This window comes from Legionella nagasakiensis, from assembly GCF_900639915.1.
Taxonomy (GTDB): domain Bacteria; phylum Pseudomonadota; class Gammaproteobacteria; order Legionellales; family Legionellaceae; genus Legionella_A; species Legionella_A nagasakiensis.
Genome location: NZ_CAAAID010000005.1, coordinates 121,879 through 137,992, shown reverse-complemented (window position 1 = coordinate 137,992; position 16,114 = coordinate 121,879). Strand labels below are relative to the sequence as shown.

The following is a 16,114-nucleotide window of genomic DNA, read 5'->3' as shown; positions in this document are numbered from 1 at the left end:
ACAAATTCGAATCGCAGCCTTTGTCGATTCATGGTAGCATCGCACTTTTTCATGAGGGATTAATGATGTGGTTTAGTAATGCATTACTATTTCAATACGATTTTGACAAACCTTTTGATTTAACAGCTTCCTTAGCGAATGAATCTCTAAAACCATGTCCGCCACATGCGCGCTTTATTTATGGTTGGCTACCTGCCTATGCGGATGAACTGGTTCAGGAAGTTGCAGGCTCCATGTTGATTTGCCTCGGAAAAGAGGAACGGCTTTTACCAAGGGGCGTCATCAATAAAATGCTTGCTGAACGAATTCTAAACTGGGAATCTCAGCAAGGCAAAACCATGAAGCGTGCAGAGAAAGCCCAACTGGCTGAAGAGCTGGAATTTGAATTACTTCCCAAATCATTTTGTCTGCAAAAACGGATGTTTGCCTTATTTGATACCACAAGTAAACGGCTAATTGTTAATACAGCCAGTAATAATCAAGCAGCACAACTTACTGCCTTATTACGTAAATCACTTCCGGGCATAAGCATCGAACCTCTGCAATATGAGGAAAATTTAGCTCATCGTTTTGCAGAGTGGATAAATCATCCTGCAACATTGCCACCTGTTTTTCAATTAGCCGCCGATTGTCTGTTATTTTCACCAGAAGATGAGAAAAAACGCTTTAATTGCAAAGGATATGAATTACCTGCAGAAGAAATTTTAACCCTATTATCACAAGGATTAGCGGCCGCTGAAATTTCATTAATATGGAACGAACGTATCCAATTTACTTTAACTCATGATTTTACTTTGAAACGTATTAAGTGTCTGGATTATCTGGTGGATGAATTTAATGACATTCGCCAACTTGAGGAGGAATATCAGCAACAAGATGCTGCTCTGACTCTACTTTCCGGCGAATTAAGAACGTTAATTAATGACTTGCTCACGGCAACCGCAAGTCAAAAACCACTTAAAACACGTCCAGAAACCGAGCTTGTCATCTAAGAAGCTGTCTTCAGAGTCGCTAGATGAGGTTAAAAGCCTTGATTTTAGAGCGCCGTAGCGCAGAAAATCGAGGCTTTTAGCACTTGCCTAGTTAGACTTCTAATCTCCTAACAGGCCTGTTAGTCAAAAGGCCTTATTGAATTCATTTTGAATATAAAACCAATAAATTGAAACTAAATCCACTTTAACCTTGACAGAAATAAATAAACCCCGTAAATTGCGATAATGGATAAATTTTGGATATAAATTCAAAAATGAGCCAATATATTAAACGATTAATACCTTTTTTGGCTATGTCCTTACTGATAGGATGTAAACAAGAAAAAAACATCAAAGACATTCACTTCTCAACGTCTGCTGAATACCCACCCTTTGAATATATTGAACATGGAGAAATAAAAGGATTTGATATTGATTTGGCGCGGTTGATTGCCAAGGAACTGGGTAAAAACGCCGTATTTGATAATCTACAATTCAGTACGGTGTTGACTGCTGTTGCTTCCGGGCAGGACGATGCTGCTATTGCTACCATTACGATCACCGAAGATAGAAAAAAACATTTTGATTTTAGTCCCCCTTATTATTTTGAAAACCTGGTCGCTATTTTTAAACGCCATACTCCTGTTAAAAATCAACGTCAATTAACTGGGAAAAAAATAGCTGCACAATTAGGCAGTGTTATGGATATATGGCTGCATCAACATGTTCCAAACGCTAATATCATTGCTTTTGACAACAACAATCAGGCCATAGAAGCCTTAATAAGTGGGCATGTGGATGTGGTTGTGATGGATGGTGCGCAAGGCCGTATATTCAGTCAAAAACATTCAGAATTATCTTATCATGTCATTGCAAAAGCCGACGATGGATACGGCATTGCCCTGCGAAAAGGCTCTCCTTTGACCAAGCAAATCAATCAAGCACTAATCAAATTAATGGGGCGTGGTGAAGTCAACGGGCTTAAGAAAAAATGGCTGGAGGAGACATCATGGAAGAACTGAATCACAGCTTAGTATTTATCGGTCAAGGGATCGTCTTAACGCTGCAATTATTAACGGGCGGTATTGCAATTGGCTTCATACTCGGCATTTTATGGGCCATCTGTCGTTACCAACGCATAGCCGTCCGATTGATCAACCGCTTTATTTCCATCATGAGAGGTACTCCTTTAATTCTGCAATTAAGCCTGGTTTACTTTTCAACTCCAGCCATTTTAGGAATTCGACCCAGCATTCTGATTGCGGGCATTATTACGTATGGCTTAAACAGTTCCGCTTATTTTGCCGAGATTTTACGGGCAGGGATTGAAAGTTTGCCTAAAGGACAATTTGAAGCAGCGAGAACATTGCAGATTCCCACCTTTTATTTATGGAAAGATATTATTTTACCGCAAGTATTGAAAAATATTTTTCCAGCCATGGTGAATGAATTGATTTCCTTACTCAAAGAAACCGCATTAATTTCGACAATTGGTGGCATGGATTTAATGCGCCATGCTCAAGCATTAGCAGCAGAACAATTTACTTATTTTTTACCACTAACCATCGCCGGAGCTTATTACTATGGATTGGTTTTATTGATCGAAACCGCAGGAAAACGAATTGAAAAAAGAGGCAGGTATGTTGCAAATCATTGATGCCAGTAAACAATTTGATAGAACATTAGTACTTAATCGGCTTAATTTGGTTATTGCAGCCAATAGCATTGTAGGGTTGGCTGGACCATCCGGAAGCGGCAAATCAACACTATTACGATGCATCCAGCAATTAGAATCACTGGACTCAGGAGCCATCCAATTTACCGGTAAAAGTGGTTTTATGTTTCAAGATTTTCAACTGTTTCCGCATATGACCGTTTTGAAAAATTTAATGTATGCACCAACACTGCATGATAAAAATCATAATCATCGTGAAAAAGCTATTGATTTGCTGACAACCCTAGGACTTAAAGATAAAGCGCATCTTTATCCGCAACAATTGTCTGGAGGGCAAAAACAACGAGTAGCCCTAGCCAGAAGTTTAATGATGCAACCGGATTTACTGCTTTGCGATGAACCAACTTCCGGGCTGGATATGGCCAGTATTGGTGGGGTCGTTTCTTTATTAAAGACCGTCAAATCGATGCAAGTAACGATGATTATTGCCTCTCATGATTTGAAATTTCTGACTCAAATTGCCGATCGTATCATACTACTGAAAGAAGGAAGTTTAACAACCGACATTCAACCAGCGGCATTAACTGATCCCGTTGCCTATTTAAAACCGTATTATCAAGAGGCGCCTTATGAAACAGAACATTAAAAAAATTACATTAGCTTATTCCGGTGGACTGGATACTTCCATCATGATCCCCTGGTTGAAACAACATTACAATCAGGCCGAGATTATTGCCGTTATTTGTGATTTGGGACAACAGGAAAATTTGGCTGCCATCAAGGAAAAAGCGCTGCACAGTGGAGCTACAAAAGCCTATCTAGTAGAAGTACAGCATGAATTTGTATGCGATTATCTATGGCAATTAGTTAAATCTGGAGCACTTTATGAAGAACAATATATTTTAGGCACTATTTCAAGGCCGTTAATTGCCCAAAAACTGGTTGAAATTGCCATGGCGGAACAAGCCGATGCCATCGCGCATGGAGCGACAGGAAAAGGCAATGATCAAGTACGTTTTGAATACACCATTAAAACCCTAGCCCCTCAACTTAATATCATTGCACCTTGGCGCAGCTGGGAAATAAGATCACGACAGCAAGCCATCAATTACGCTAAAACTCATGGGATAGAAATTTCAGTAACACCGAAATCTCCTTACTCACGTGATCATAATATTTGGTACATTTCACACGAAGGTGGAACATTAGAAGATCCCAGTACGGAAATGCCCGCTGATTTATTATTGATGACATCGCTCCTGGAACAAACTCCTGATGAACCTGAAAAAATTACTATTGATTTTAAAAAAGGAATTCCTGTTGCGGTCAATGGCGACTCTTTAGATCCACTTGAATTACTGAAATGGCTAAACCAAAAAGCAGGCATGCACGGTATTGGGGTTTCTGATATTATTGAAAATCGATTGGTGGGCATGAAAATCAGAGGGATCTATGAAGCACCTGCCGCGGCTGTACTTTATAAAGCCCACCAAATGCTTGAAAGCCTATGCCTTGATCGAGCAACATTACATCTCAAACAGTCACTTCAACAAACCTACGCCAACATTGTGTACGAAGGACGATGGTTTTCCCAAACAAAACAGGCCTTGGATGCATTGATCGATGTCACGCAGCAACACATCACTGGCCGCGTCAAATTAAAGCTCTTCAAGGGCAATATTATCCCCTGTGGCATGCAATCACCATTCAGCTTGCATCACCCAGAATACGCAACTTTTGAAGAAGATAATAGTTATAACTCGCAAGATGCTGAAGGATTTATCAATCTTTTTTCCCTTTCAGCCAAAGTATATGGACTGGTACATCAGGGAGAAAAAAATGACTAATAAAAGTTGGGGGGGACGATTTAAAAAAAAGTTAAATCCACTTGTTGTTAAGTTTAATGCATCGTTAGCGTTTGATAAAGCTCTTTTTGAACAAGATATTACTGGCAGTCAAGTGCATGTCCGCATGTTGGCCAGACAAAGAATTATAACCACTGAAGAAAGTGAATTAATTCATTCTGCATTAGAAACAATAAGACTAGAAATCAGGGAAGGACGACATCCATTCGATGAATCTGCTGAAGACATCCATATGTTCATCGAACAATTACTAATTAATAAAATTGGTGATATCGGTAAAAAATTGCATACTGGCAGAAGTCGTAATGATCAGAGTGCGCTGGATTTGCGTCTATATACTCGCGATATTAGTAGACAAATCCTAACCCTATTAAATCATCTGATAGAGGCTCTTAATGTTCTGGCAAGCAAACATCAAGAAGACTGGATGCCAGGATACACCCATCTACAACAAGCACAGCCTGTGCGTTTAGGAGATTTTTTTGGGGCTTATCAGGCAATGTTTAAGCGTGATAAGAACCGTCTTGAAGATTGGCACGCTCGCATGAACTATTCACCATTGGGTGCAGGCGCTTTAGCGGGTAGCAACTTGCCTCTTGACCGTACATGGGTGGCAAAGACGCTCGAATTTGATGGCGTCATCGAAAACACCCTTGATGCAGTCAGCGATCGGGATTTTGTCATTGAATTCTGTAGTGTAGCAACCATCATGATGATGCATTTATCGCGTTTATGTGAAGATTTAATCTTGTGGGCAACCCAAGAATTTGATTTTGTAACACTTGATGATGCTTTTGCCACTGGCTCTTCTTTAATGCCAAACAAGAAAAATCCGGATGTATTGGAATTAATTCGTGGAAAAACTGGTCGAGTTTTTGGGCATTTATTTAGTTTATTAACCGTTATGAAAAGTTTACCTCTTGCTTACAATAAGGACATGCAGGAAGACAAGGAAGCTTTATTTGATAGCTGTCAGACCCTTATGGCATGCTTAGAGATCATCACTCCCTTTTTACAAAGCCTGCAGTTTAATACAGCATTAATGCATCAAAAAGCGCATTCCGGCTATCTTGATGCGACCGCTGTTTTGGAGTCGCTGGTCATGCAAGGTGTGCCTTTTCGCGAGGCACATCATCAAGTTGGAATTTGGGTAGCAGAAGCAATCGAAAAAGGATGCCCTCTTTCAGAACTGGTCAAAGAAAGAAATACCTCATAAGCGCTTAAGCCGAGGTTTCTGTCTCATCAAGCTTACTGTGATAAGTTGCCTGATAGACTTCCCTGGCATCATCGGCTGCTTTTTTCAATCCCAGCGCCTTATTAGCATGATAGACAATAGATAAGGCAGGCTTGGCACTTGGTGCCTGTGGATAGGTTTTAATCAGATAATTGGCTCGCTCAGCCGCTGCAACATACATCTGACGAACGTAATAATAATTAGCAATATTTAACTCACGCTTTGCAAAAAGATTTCGCAGATAAATCATGCGCTGTAAAGCATTTGCTTTATATCGACTCTCTGGAAATTTTTGAACTAATGTTGCAAAGTCGGAAAAAGCCTGGGATTGCGTGCCAGGATCCCGCCAGGATTCATCGATAGGGAATACATTTGCCAACGTACCACGAGTTTGCTGAAAATTGGCCAAGCCTTTCATATAATAAGCATAATCCACCTTTTTCGCACGTGGGTAAAGATGAATAAAACGCTCAGCCGTTGCTGCAGTTGATGGATAATCACCTTTTTTATAATAAGCATAGATTAAATCAAGTTCAGCTTGTTCTGCATAATCATTAAACGGATACATGGTTTCCAATGCTTCAAGCCGCTTGATCGCACTTTCATATTCTTCCTTAGCCAACGCTTGTTTTGACTCACTGTACAATTGCTTGGCACTTATTCCTTTAAATGGACCATCGTCATCATCACTACCACCCCATTTTGTACAGCCAACGACCGATAATAGAAAAAAAATCACAAACAGCACTTTTATTTGTTTCATACAAAAATACCTTAAATCATACTGGGGCGACGAGTAGTCACATACATCCTATACAACCTGGATAAAGCTCTCCGGAGCATAATAAGCCATCAGCCTTATAAAACCAAATGAATGATTTACACAAAAGTGGAAAGTTTCGCAGGAAGCCTAGTATACAACAACCCATTGCAAATACAGCACATTATTATCATCAAAAATCATTTTTAAAAATCATTGCAAACAAGATTCCATTACGATAGTATTTGCAGCGGAGAGATGGCAGAGCGGTCGATTGCGGCGGTCTTGAAAACCGTTGAAGGGCAACCTTCCCAGGGTTCGAATCCCTGTCTCTCCGCCAACGAACTGAAATGTCTCACCCTTTAGATTACTTCCCCCGTTTTTTTAAACACATGATCAATAGCCATAAGCGTTTCTAATAGCGCCCTCATATTTGCTAATGGCCAGCTGTTTGGACCATCACTCAATGCTTTGTCTGGATCAGGATGCGTTTCCATAAATAGGCCAGCAACGCCAGCAGCAACTGCGGCACGGGCTAACACCGGAATAAATTCGCGCTGCCCCCCTGAAACGCCATTACTGCCACCCGGTAATTGCACTGAATGGGTCGCGTCATACACGACAGGACACTCTGTCTCACGCATGATTTTCAAAGAACGCATATCGGAGATTAAATTGTTATAGCCAAAACTCACACCGCGCTCACACACCATAATATTCTCATTGCCGCAAGCTTTTGCTTTAGTAACGACATGCTTCATCTCCCAAGGAGATAAAAATTGTCCTTTTTTAATGTTAACTGGCTTATTCATCGCAGAAACTTTTTGAATAAAATTGGTTTGCCTGCAGAGAAACGCGGGCGTTTGTAATACATCAACGACACTGGATACTTCAAGCAATGGTGTATCCTCATGAACATCCGTCAATACCGGTACTCCAATCTGACTTTTCACTTTCTCAAGGATCATTAACCCTTTTTCAAATCCAGGACCACGATAACTCGTGATGGACGAACGATTCGCTTTGTCAAAAGAAGATTTATAAATGAATGGTAATGAAAGCTGCGCGCATAGTTCCTTAAGATAACCAGCCGTTTCTATAGCAAGTGCCTCACTTTCAATCACGCAAGGGCCTGCAATTAAAAATAAAGGAGAATCAAGACTTACCTCAAAACCACATAATCTCATGCATTGCCCTCCTGTTGTTGATGATGATCACGTGCTGCCAGCACGAATGACTTAAATAATGGATGACTGTCTCGAGGTGTTGACGTAAATTCAGGATGAAACTGACATGCCAGAAACCATGGATGATCAGCAAGTTCTATCATTTCAACTAAACTCTCATCACTTGAACGTCCGGAAATGATTAATCCATGTTCTACCAATGATTCGACAAATAAGTTATTGACTTCATAGCGATGGCGGTGCCGCTCGAGAATCTGTGCTTTTCCATACACGTTCCTTGCTAAAGAATCTGCTGCCAACTTACAAAATTGAGCCCCAAGGCGCATGGTACCACCCAAATCGCTGTTTTCATTTCGTAGATTGATACGACCATCTGCTTCCATCCATTCACTAATCAATGCAATAACCGGATAAGGTGTATGTTTATCAAATTCAGTCGAATTGGCATTTGTTAAGCCAACAATGTGGCGCGCGTATTCAATCACCGCCACTTGCATACCAAGGCAAATACCAAGGAAAGGAATCTTATTTTCTCGAGCAAATTGAACGGATTGTATCTTTCCTTCGACACCACGCTCGCCGAATCCCCCAGGAATTAATACGGCATCGACTTCTGACAATAAAGATGTCCCATGCTTTTCAATGAGTTCGGCATCGATATAAACAATTTCAACGCGAGTCTGCGTATGAATACCGGCATGAAGCAATGCTTCATTAAGGGACTTGTAAGCATCATTCAGTTCGGTGTATTTACCGACCATCGCCACCTTGACCGTCGTGGTTTGTACGACTTGAGCGTCAATCACTTGTTGCCATTCGGACAGATCGGCTTCTGGGACCTCCAAGCCCAGTTTTTTTACTACAATTTCATCCAATCTCTGTGCGTGTAAAATCATCGGTATTTGATAAATACTTTTTGCATCTTGTAAGGAGATAACGCCGTCTTTCTCTACGTTGGTAAATAACGCAATTTTTGCTCGGTCATGCATGGATAAAGGTTGTTCGGAACGACATATCAGAATATCAGGTTGAATTCCTATGGAGCGCAATTCTTTAACGGAATGCTGCGTTGGTTTGGTCTTGGTTTCACCAGAAGTTGGGATATAAGGCACTAAGGTTAAATGAATAAATAATGAACGCTGGCTTCCCAACTCAATACGCATTTGACGAATTGCTTCAAGGAATGGTAAAGATTCGATATCACCAACGGTTCCGCCAATTTCTACCATCGCTACATCAAAACCGTCTGCGCCCAGTTTAATGCAACGCTTTATCTCATTGGTAATATGCGGAATGACTTGTACGGTACCACCAAGGTAATCGCCCCTACGCTCTTTTTTAATGACATTCTCGTATATTTTTCCTGAAGTGAAATTATTCAATTTTGTCATGGTCGTACGTACAAAACGCTCATAATGACCAAGATCAAGATCCGTTTCTGCACCATCCTGGGTTACGAAAACTTCACCATGCTGGAAAGGGCTCATGGTGCCCGGGTCAACGTTGATGTAGGGATCGAGCTTAATGAGAGTAACTTTCAGATTGCGTGCTTCCAGAATGGCAGCAAGTGATGCGGCGGCAATGCCTTTCCCTAAAGAAGAAACTACCCCGCCGGTAACGAAAATATAACGTGTCATAAAAAAATCCCGTTGTCATGCGTAAGCCGCCGAATAAGCGGAACGATAAGATGCATATAAACGGGGGTTTATTTTACCAAATAAAGAACATAAATAATACCTAGAAGCCGCCTTTACTTAATTGTTCGTCTGAAAACACTCTATTCACTTTTCATGTGTTATAAAGAATCAATATGACATTATTGCAAAATAATGGTAAAATATGGAACAAATTGATGATGTAAGTAGGATTATGAATAAGCTGCATGGTTTACCTGATCTGGCAACGTCTTCATCGAGAGAAGCAGCCGAATTCCTTCTGGCTTATCTTCGTACAGAAATTCCCCAAAGTTCTACTAAGTTATCTTTACACGCTGGTGGTTACCCTGAGGACGGCGACGTAGAACGCACCATTCGCACCTATCGAAGAAGCGCATCATCACCAGCCCATGCCGCCATAAAAGCACTTGAAACCGGCTGTGGGAATTGCCAGGAATTGGCTTATGCCGGCGCTCTTGTATTAAGAGCAGCAAAATATCAAGGTTCTATTTCTATTGGCCAATATGGCCTAAATCATCAATTTCTATTTGTTGACGATCTGATTGTTGACCCATGGGCCGAAATGATTTGTTCTTCATCGGATTGGCAAGGAAACTTATTTGCCTATGGAGGCAGCATTCGAGAAGGTACTTTATATGGTCGGCTTATTCCATGGGATCACGATGAACTGGAAGATGAAGAACCTGAAATCATTGAATCTATTCCCTTGGATTATTATGCTTTTATAGAAGGGATTGAAGACAATGAGGAAAAACCCTCTTTAGGAATAAGTCCACTGCCTCTTGAATTGTTTTTATTAGGAAAACCACCGCAAAAACCTGGAAAAACACTAAACAATGACTTGGCTTCAATTGAAATATCAACAGACTCTAGCCTTAACCTCAGCTAAAGTTATATTGTAAAATTATCGGTGCCATATAGATTTTGTTTCTTTAAAATGCACGCCTGAATTCTGTAAGGTTGTAGCGGAAGGTCAATTGAGACACTAAATGTTGCTGAAAAGCTGGAGTAATCATCTGCATGGTTTAGTATTTAGAGATTGTCTAAATTTGCCAGTTCAAGTAGATGATGTGATTAAAGCAATCAACGATTGGATAAACTTAAAAAATTTAATCTATTAAGGTAATTATTAATGTCTAAAAACATCAAAATCCTCGTCATTGGCGCTGGTATAGCTGGTCCTGCAATTTGTTATTGGTTAAGAAAATTTGGTTTTTCTCCTATCTTAATTGAAAAATCTGCTGCTATTAGAAAAGGCGGTCAGGCACTGGATGTCCGTGGCATAGCAACTCATATCGCTAGAGAAATGGGTATCTATGATCAAATATGTGAGATGCGCACGCGAATAAAGTACGGTCGTTTTGTAGATGCGGCGGGCAAGGTTCTACATGAAGAACATGGTGAGAAATTTGGGTTCAGGCAAGATGACGAAGTCGAAATTCTCCGTGGTGATTTGGTTGAGATCCTGATGAAAACAATTGCTGATGTACCTTGTTATTTCAATCAATCCATTACTAGCATACAGCAGAATACTGATAACATTATAGTCAATTTCAAGGATGGCAAGGTTGAAAATTATGACATAGTGATCGCTGCAGATGGCATTCACTCTGCTACAAGGCGCATGATTTTTGATAAAAATGAATATCAATTAATTCATCTTGGTTCGTATCTTAGTACATTTACCATTCCAAATTATCTTAGCTTGAGTCACATAGATCTGGAATGTGAAGCTAATCATAAATTGGTATCAATCAATAGCGATAACAACCCTGAAATAGCAAGAGCTGGATTTATGTTTCGCTCTCAGCATATCCTGAAGGATATTCGTGATGAGCATCAGCAAAAAAAATTCCTGTGTGATACTTTTCGCGATTTTGGCTGGGAAACAAAAAATATTTTAAATCGAATGCCAGAAAGCGATGATTTTTATTTTGATGCTATTATGCAAGTAAAAATGAATAGTTGGACCAAAGGTCGAATAGCGCTTGTCGGCGATGCAGGTTATTGTCCTTCTCCGTTATCTGGCCAAGGTAATAATTTGGCATTCGTTGGCGCATATATCCTAGCGGGAGAATTAAAAGCTGCTAATGGAAATTATATGCAGGCGTTTACTCGTTATAATGCACTACTACGCTCCTTTGTTGATGCTAATCAGGAATTTGGTGTTTGGGTGAGCAAATCATTTCTTGTAGAAGATGCAGTTTCCAAGAAAATTGCAGAAGAACGCTCGAACAGAATCCTAGCCATGTTAAAATCAGTTTCGAATGCGATTATCTTACCTCAATATGAATAATCACATTGAGCTATGGAGTTCAATGCCAATTCAGCTCTAAAAATAAAACATCAATTTGAAAGATAAGCCAGTCCACATATAAAGAGAAAGCTCAGGGCAGGGAGTCCTTTCTGGGATTTGTAGCCGTTGTAGCTCTGGGAATTCCTTTAGCTGCATATGGTGCTATTAATGGAGCAATCGGAGGTGCAAGAAATGGCATAGGTGGTTTATTGCAGAATCCTTTAGCCACAACTTTTAATCTTGGAGGTGGAGAGCGGGGTCTTTTTAATAAAGACCCGATAGCAGATAAAGAAGATGAAGAAGTTGCACCGACTTCCACCCCTGCTGATACTAAAAGACCCCCTGCTACAGTTCGTGCTCCTGCTGTGTCTCCTCAAAAAGGGGCAGAACATGTACCTGCTTTTAGACACACTTCTGCTGCCACATCCTATCCGTTACCAATTGCTCACGTTGAGGCCAAAGCGAAAGCAGAGCATTTTGATGATATAATCAAAAATTATAATAAAAAATTCCTCTCCAGCGGCAAATATTCTTCAGGTCATGAACCGCCTAGAATCCAAGAAGCTAAAGATGGTCAAAAATCTGCAACGTTTAAATTTTCTTCGTTACAGAGTGCCATCGATTTTTTTCTGGAGCAAGCTCAAAATCAGAAATTAGATGGTGTTCAATTAAAAAAAGACGGTCAAGTTATAGCCGTTGCTAGAGATGGAAAACTTTATTATCCAGGCCCAGAAGGAGCAGAAATTAAAAAAGGAGAGTCATTTGTTATGCCAAGTCAAGTTCAACCCCCTCAGTCTTCTCTGAAAGATCGTTTGGCACATCCTCCAGTACCAACAGGCAAACCCGAAGAATCCGAACCTAGCGACACCCCTGCCCACCAACTCTCCTAGGTTCTGTGCACTTATCTAAAGAAAAGAGGATTAAATCAAGCTGAGGTTAGTCTTAGGACTTATATTCAAAAACGCTTTTTATCGCTGCTAAACATAAATCCGTTATCTGCTGCCAATCTTTTTTGATGACTGCTTCATTTGGAATGACCCAAGACCCACCCACACACGCAACATTCGGCAAAGCCAAATAATCTAGAAAATTTTGTGCGTGAATACCTCCAGTAGCACAGAAGCGCACATCTGGTAAAGGACCAGCAATCGATTTCAGAGCTTTTGTACCCCCAACTGCCTCAGCCGGGAAAAACTTAAAATGTTTATAACCATATTCCATACCCATCATTATTTCAGAAACACTACTCACTCCTGGAATAAAAGGAATACCGGATTCTTGGCCTGCTTGCAATAAAGTGGGGGTAAATCCTGGACTAATGGCAAAGCCGGCACCGGCTTTAATCGCTTGCTGTAATTGGTGATGATTAAGAATCGTACCTGCGCCAATCATTGCCTCAGGGACTTCCTGATGTAATAGATGGATTGCCTGCAAAGCAACCGGTGTTCGTAAAGTCACTTCCAAGATACGAATACCTGCAGCAAGTATTGCTTTTGCCATGGGTATGGCGTGTTCCAACTCATGAATCACTATCACAGGAATCAATGGACTATCATCAAATAAAGCCTCAGGTAATTGTTGCCAATTATAAGACATCATGCACTTTTTCCATTCCATTTTGTTTTAGATATACTGCTGCGCCCAATAAACCTGGTTGCTCTGTAGTAATCACATACGTTGCAATTTGACGGTTAAATAAATGAAACCGCCCTTTTTCTTCAAATCGAGCACGGAACTTGCTTTGCAGAAGCAAAGGCAATAATTTCGGCACAATACCACCAGCAATATAAACGCCGCCAAACGCATTGAGATTTAAAGCTAGATCACCCGCAAAACTTCCAAGACTTGCAAAAAATTGGTTTACGGCATCAACTGCCAATGATGATTCACCCGTCAATGCCAAAGCTGTAATGTCAGAAGCAGATCGTGGTTCTGCGACTTGTTTCTTATAATCAGCAAGTGCTAAATAGAGACTTTCTAGCCCTGCCCCTGACAAAACACGCTCTACAGAAACATGGCCATGCTGACGTGTTAAGAATCGATGAATAAACCATTCTTGCTCTGTCTGAGCTTTCCACCCCATATGGCCACCTTCACTTGGAAAAGGCAAATAACGATCTTCATGAGGGATAAGATAAGCAAGACCTAAGCCAGTACCAGGCCCTAAAAACACGACAGGCTTTTTATTTTTAATCCCGCCTTCTCCTATCTGAATCTTTTCTTCAGGCGGCAGTTGCATCAAACTCATGGCCACGGCAGCAAAATCATTCATAATCATCAGATGATGCAAACCAAGATGCCGCTTCATCTCGTTAATCGAAAATTGCCAATCTAGATTGGTCATACGAATCCAATCATCATGCACAGGGCAAGCCACGGCAATTGCCGCCTGTTTTACTGTCATTAAACCTTGCTGTTGCTGATAAGTGAGAAAAGCTTCGGCAAAATTTACAAAATCAGCACAACGATAGGTCACGACGTTCTTAATGATAAAACGACGCGTATTAACACAAGCAAAACGAGCATTTGTCCCACCAATATCTGCAACAATGGCAATTGCATCGTCTGGCTGTCTATTCATAATATTGTTTCTCAGCAAATAAACTGCACGCCCCCTGCTCTGCCCCACTTAATTGTTGGCGCATATGACCGAACAATTCGCGTCCCATCCCATGATAATAATCTGACAAATCCGGTCTGACTGCCTTACGCTGCGTCAATTCCTGCTCAGAAATAAGCCATTGCAAAATACCTCGTGTCCAATCCATTAAAATAACATCACCCGTTTGTACATAAGCTATCAAACCATCCTCAACCGCTTCTGGGGTAACATGAATGGCAGCGGGTATTTTGCCTGAAGCCCCAGACATTCGCCCATCCGTTATAAGTCCCACGCGAAAACCACGTTCCTGCAAGACAGCAAGCATTGGTGTTAGTTTATGCAATTCTGGCATACCACAGGCTTTAGGTCCCTGAAAACGAACCACCACCACGCAGTCTTTATCCAACGCGCCTGTTCTAAACGCCGCTTCCAAATCATGCTGGCTGGAAAATACCACAGCAGGCGCCTGTATTTTTTCTAAATCATCTCGCAAGGAAGATGTTTTGATGACAGCTCGTCCCAAATTACCTTTCAGTACGCATAACCCTCCGTGCTTTTTAAATGGCGCAGAAACGGGTCTTAGAACATCCCTGTCGCCAGAAACTTGAGGACCATCCACCCAAAGCAAGGTATCTTCCTGCAACACAGGTTGTTTCAGATAATGGTGTAAACCAAATCCTGCAATGGTATTCACTTGTTCATGTAATAAATTCGCTTCCAACAAGGTGCGAATTAAATAAGCCATCCCCCCCGCACGTTGAAAATGATTAATATCAGCTTGACCATTAGGATAAATGCGCGTAACTAATGGAATAGCCACCGACAAATCGGAAAAATCATCCCAATTAATGATAAAACCAGCAGCACGTGCAATAGCAACCAAGTGCATCGTATGATTGGTTGAACCTCCAGTAGCTAATAATCCAACCATGCCATTTACTAGCGTTTTAGCATCAACGAGCTTACCAATTGGAAGATAATGGTCACCAAGATGAGTCAGTTGGATGATCTGCTGTGCAGCTGCCTTTGTTAACTCATGGCGTAAAGCAGTATTTGGATTTATGAAAGACGACCCAGGCAACTGCAAGCCCATCATTTCCATCAGCAGCTGGTTTGAATTAGCAGTACCATAAAAAGTACACGTGCCAGATGTATGATAAGAAGCAGCTTCGGCATCAAGAAGTGCTTTTTTATCAACTTTCCTTTGTGCATATAACTGGCGAATGCGTGCTTTTTCTAAATTTGAAATGCCGGATGGCATAGGTCCCGCTGGTACAAAAATAAACGGTAAATGACCAAAAGAAAGCGCTGCTATCAATAGTCCTGGGACAATTTTATCGCATATTCCCAGCATTAACCCACCATCAAACATATTATGGGATAATGCGATTGCAGCAGACATGGCAATAACATCACGACTCATCAAACTTAATTCCATGCCAGCTTGGCCTTGAGTGATGCCATCACACATTGCAGGTACTCCACCAGCAAATTGTGCGATGCCTCCAGCATCTTCTATGGATTGCTTCAATTGTTCTGGATAATCTTGATAAGGCTGGTGAGCCGATAGCATGTCGTTGTAGGCGGATACAATTGCAATATTGGCTCTACTTTCGCCACGTAGCGCTGCCTTGTCTTTTTGACTACAAGCGGCAAAACCGTGCGCTAAATTACCACAGTGCAAAACTGTACGATGTGGCTTCGATAAACAGGCCTTTTCCAAACGTTCAAGGTAGATGCTTCGGCTGTATGCACTACGCTCAATGATTCGTTCTGTCACCTCTTTTATTACTTGGTTCATAATGACGACTACCTCGTTGCCACGACTAGTTTCCGCAAACAGGTCCG

At 41.1% G+C, this 16,114-nt stretch carries 15 protein-coding genes and 1 tRNA gene; 10 read left to right on the top strand and 6 right to left on the bottom strand.

The genetic code is table 11. The features are described from left to right. Positions 1-65 precede the first annotated feature (65 nt). The 6 genes from E1O52_RS06285 to argH all read left to right on the top strand — a co-directional run bounded on the left by E1O52_RS06285 (position 66) and on the right by argH (position 5,727). Positions 66-992 (top strand): recombination-associated protein RdgC, encoded by a 927-nt coding sequence (locus E1O52_RS06285; protein ID WP_133127903.1) that lies wholly within the window; start codon positions 66-68, stop codon positions 990-992. Positions 993-1,258: 266 nt separating this feature from the next. Beyond that, the gene (locus E1O52_RS06280) at positions 1,259-1,993 is read left to right on the top strand and encodes a substrate-binding periplasmic protein (RefSeq protein ID WP_207384185.1); all 735 of its coding nucleotides are present in this window, start codon (positions 1,259-1,261) and stop codon (positions 1,991-1,993) included. Further along, complete coding sequence (locus E1O52_RS06275) at positions 1,981-2,628, top strand: amino acid ABC transporter permease (protein WP_133127851.1); 648 nt, start codon at positions 1,981-1,983, stop codon at positions 2,626-2,628. Before E1O52_RS06280 ends, E1O52_RS06275 begins: the two co-directional genes overlap by 13 nt. After that, positions 2,612-3,292 carry an ATP-binding cassette domain-containing protein gene (locus E1O52_RS06270; protein WP_133127901.1) on the top strand — a complete coding sequence of 227 codons (681 nt, stop codon included), beginning with the start codon at positions 2,612-2,614 and terminating at the stop codon, positions 3,290-3,292. Before E1O52_RS06275 ends, E1O52_RS06270 begins: the two co-directional genes overlap by 17 nt. Then, a complete protein-coding gene (locus tag E1O52_RS06265) occupies positions 3,276-4,493 on the top strand; it encodes an argininosuccinate synthase (protein WP_133127850.1) in 1,218 nt (405 codons plus the stop codon). Before E1O52_RS06270 ends, E1O52_RS06265 begins: the two co-directional genes overlap by 17 nt. Then, entirely contained in the window at positions 4,486-5,727 is a 1,242-nt protein-coding gene (gene argH, locus E1O52_RS06260; protein WP_133127849.1) for an argininosuccinate lyase, read from the top strand. Before E1O52_RS06265 ends, argH begins: the two co-directional genes overlap by 8 nt. Before the next feature lie 4 nt (positions 5,728-5,731). On the opposite strand, the gene E1O52_RS06255 is transcribed toward argH, so the two are convergent. Continuing rightward, positions 5,732-6,508 (bottom strand): outer membrane protein assembly factor BamD, encoded by a 777-nt coding sequence (locus E1O52_RS06255; protein WP_133127848.1) that lies wholly within the window; start codon positions 6,506-6,508, stop codon positions 5,732-5,734. Between the two features lie 249 nt (positions 6,509-6,757). On the opposite strand from E1O52_RS06255, the gene E1O52_RS06250 reads away from it, so the two are divergent. Next, a tRNA-Ser gene (locus tag E1O52_RS06250) sits at positions 6,758-6,845 on the top strand. A gap of 22 nt (positions 6,846-6,867) precedes the next feature. Here E1O52_RS06250 and kdsA read toward each other — a convergent pair. Together kdsA and E1O52_RS06240 are read right to left on the bottom strand one after the other, a co-directional pair. After that, positions 6,868-7,692, bottom strand: coding sequence for a 3-deoxy-8-phosphooctulonate synthase (kdsA, locus tag E1O52_RS06245; protein ID WP_133127847.1), 825 nt, complete (start codon positions 7,690-7,692; stop codon positions 6,868-6,870). Then, positions 7,689-9,329, bottom strand: a complete 1,641-nt coding sequence (locus E1O52_RS06240) for a CTP synthase (protein WP_133127846.1) — start codon at positions 9,327-9,329, stop codon at positions 7,689-7,691. The genes kdsA and E1O52_RS06240 overlap by 4 nt, the downstream gene beginning before the upstream one ends. Before the next feature lie 232 nt (positions 9,330-9,561). Here E1O52_RS06240 and E1O52_RS06235 point away from each other — a divergent pair, with 232 nt between their 5' ends. The 3 genes from E1O52_RS06235 to E1O52_RS06225 all read left to right on the top strand — a co-directional run bounded on the left by E1O52_RS06235 (position 9,562) and on the right by E1O52_RS06225 (position 12,554). Continuing rightward, positions 9,562-10,257: a transglutaminase-like domain-containing protein gene (locus tag E1O52_RS06235; protein WP_133127845.1), complete on the top strand. Its 696-nt coding sequence runs from the start codon at positions 9,562-9,564 to the stop codon at positions 10,255-10,257. Positions 10,258-10,500: 243 nt separating this feature from the next. Further along, positions 10,501-11,664, top strand: a complete 1,164-nt coding sequence (locus E1O52_RS06230) for a tetracycline destructase (RefSeq protein ID WP_133127844.1) — start codon at positions 10,501-10,503, stop codon at positions 11,662-11,664. Positions 11,665-11,873: 209 nt separating this feature from the next. Continuing rightward, entirely contained in the window at positions 11,874-12,554 is a 681-nt protein-coding gene (locus E1O52_RS06225) for a hypothetical protein (RefSeq protein WP_133127843.1), read from the top strand. A gap of 52 nt (positions 12,555-12,606) precedes the next feature. On the opposite strand, the gene E1O52_RS06220 is transcribed toward E1O52_RS06225, so the two are convergent. Genes E1O52_RS06220 through edd form a run of 3 tightly spaced genes read right to left on the bottom strand, consistent with a single transcriptional unit; the run spans position 12,607 to position 16,067 of the window. Next, a complete protein-coding gene (locus E1O52_RS06220; RefSeq protein ID WP_133127900.1) occupies positions 12,607-13,260 on the bottom strand; it encodes a bifunctional 4-hydroxy-2-oxoglutarate aldolase/2-dehydro-3-deoxy-phosphogluconate aldolase in 654 nt (217 codons plus the stop codon). Next, the gene (glk, locus tag E1O52_RS06215; protein ID WP_133127842.1) at positions 13,250-14,245 is read right to left on the bottom strand and encodes a glucokinase; all 996 of its coding nucleotides are present in this window, start codon (positions 14,243-14,245) and stop codon (positions 13,250-13,252) included. The genes E1O52_RS06220 and glk overlap by 11 nt, the downstream gene beginning before the upstream one ends. Continuing rightward, on the bottom strand, positions 14,238-16,067 hold the full coding sequence (gene edd / locus E1O52_RS06210; RefSeq protein ID WP_133127841.1) for a phosphogluconate dehydratase: 1,830 nt from the start codon (positions 16,065-16,067) through the stop codon (positions 14,238-14,240). Before edd ends, glk begins: the two co-directional genes overlap by 8 nt. Positions 16,068-16,114: the final 47 nt, after the last annotated feature.

Bases quoted from the DNA above. Each gene is read 5' to 3' on its own strand.
- E1O52_RS06240 (WP_133127846.1), bottom strand. From the start codon at position 9,329: ATGACACGTTATATTTTCGTTACCGGCGGGGTAGTTTCTTCTTTAGGG.
- E1O52_RS06255 (WP_133127848.1), bottom strand. From the start codon at position 6,508: ATGAAACAAATAAAAGTGCTGTTTGTGATTTTTTTTCTATTATCGGTC.
- kdsA (WP_133127847.1), bottom strand. From the start codon at position 7,692: ATGAGATTATGTGGTTTTGAGGTAAGTCTTGATTCTCCTTTATTTTTA.
- E1O52_RS06230 (WP_133127844.1), top strand. From the start codon at position 10,501: ATGTCTAAAAACATCAAAATCCTCGTCATTGGCGCTGGTATAGCTGGT.
- E1O52_RS06285 (WP_133127903.1), top strand. From the start codon at position 66: ATGTGGTTTAGTAATGCATTACTATTTCAATACGATTTTGACAAACCT.
- E1O52_RS06270 (WP_133127901.1), top strand. From the start codon at position 2,612: ATGTTGCAAATCATTGATGCCAGTAAACAATTTGATAGAACATTAGTA.
- glk (WP_133127842.1), bottom strand. From the start codon at position 14,245: ATGAATAGACAGCCAGACGATGCAATTGCCATTGTTGCAGATATTGGT.
- E1O52_RS06220 (WP_133127900.1), bottom strand. From the start codon at position 13,260: ATGTCTTATAATTGGCAACAATTACCTGAGGCTTTATTTGATGATAGT.
- E1O52_RS06265 (WP_133127850.1), top strand. From the start codon at position 3,276: ATGAAACAGAACATTAAAAAAATTACATTAGCTTATTCCGGTGGACTG.
- argH (WP_133127849.1), top strand. From the start codon at position 4,486: ATGACTAATAAAAGTTGGGGGGGACGATTTAAAAAAAAGTTAAATCCA.
- E1O52_RS06275 (WP_133127851.1), top strand. From the start codon at position 1,981: ATGGAAGAACTGAATCACAGCTTAGTATTTATCGGTCAAGGGATCGTC.
- E1O52_RS06235 (WP_133127845.1), top strand. From the start codon at position 9,562: ATGAATAAGCTGCATGGTTTACCTGATCTGGCAACGTCTTCATCGAGA.
- edd (WP_133127841.1), bottom strand. From the start codon at position 16,067: ATGAACCAAGTAATAAAAGAGGTGACAGAACGAATCATTGAGCGTAGT.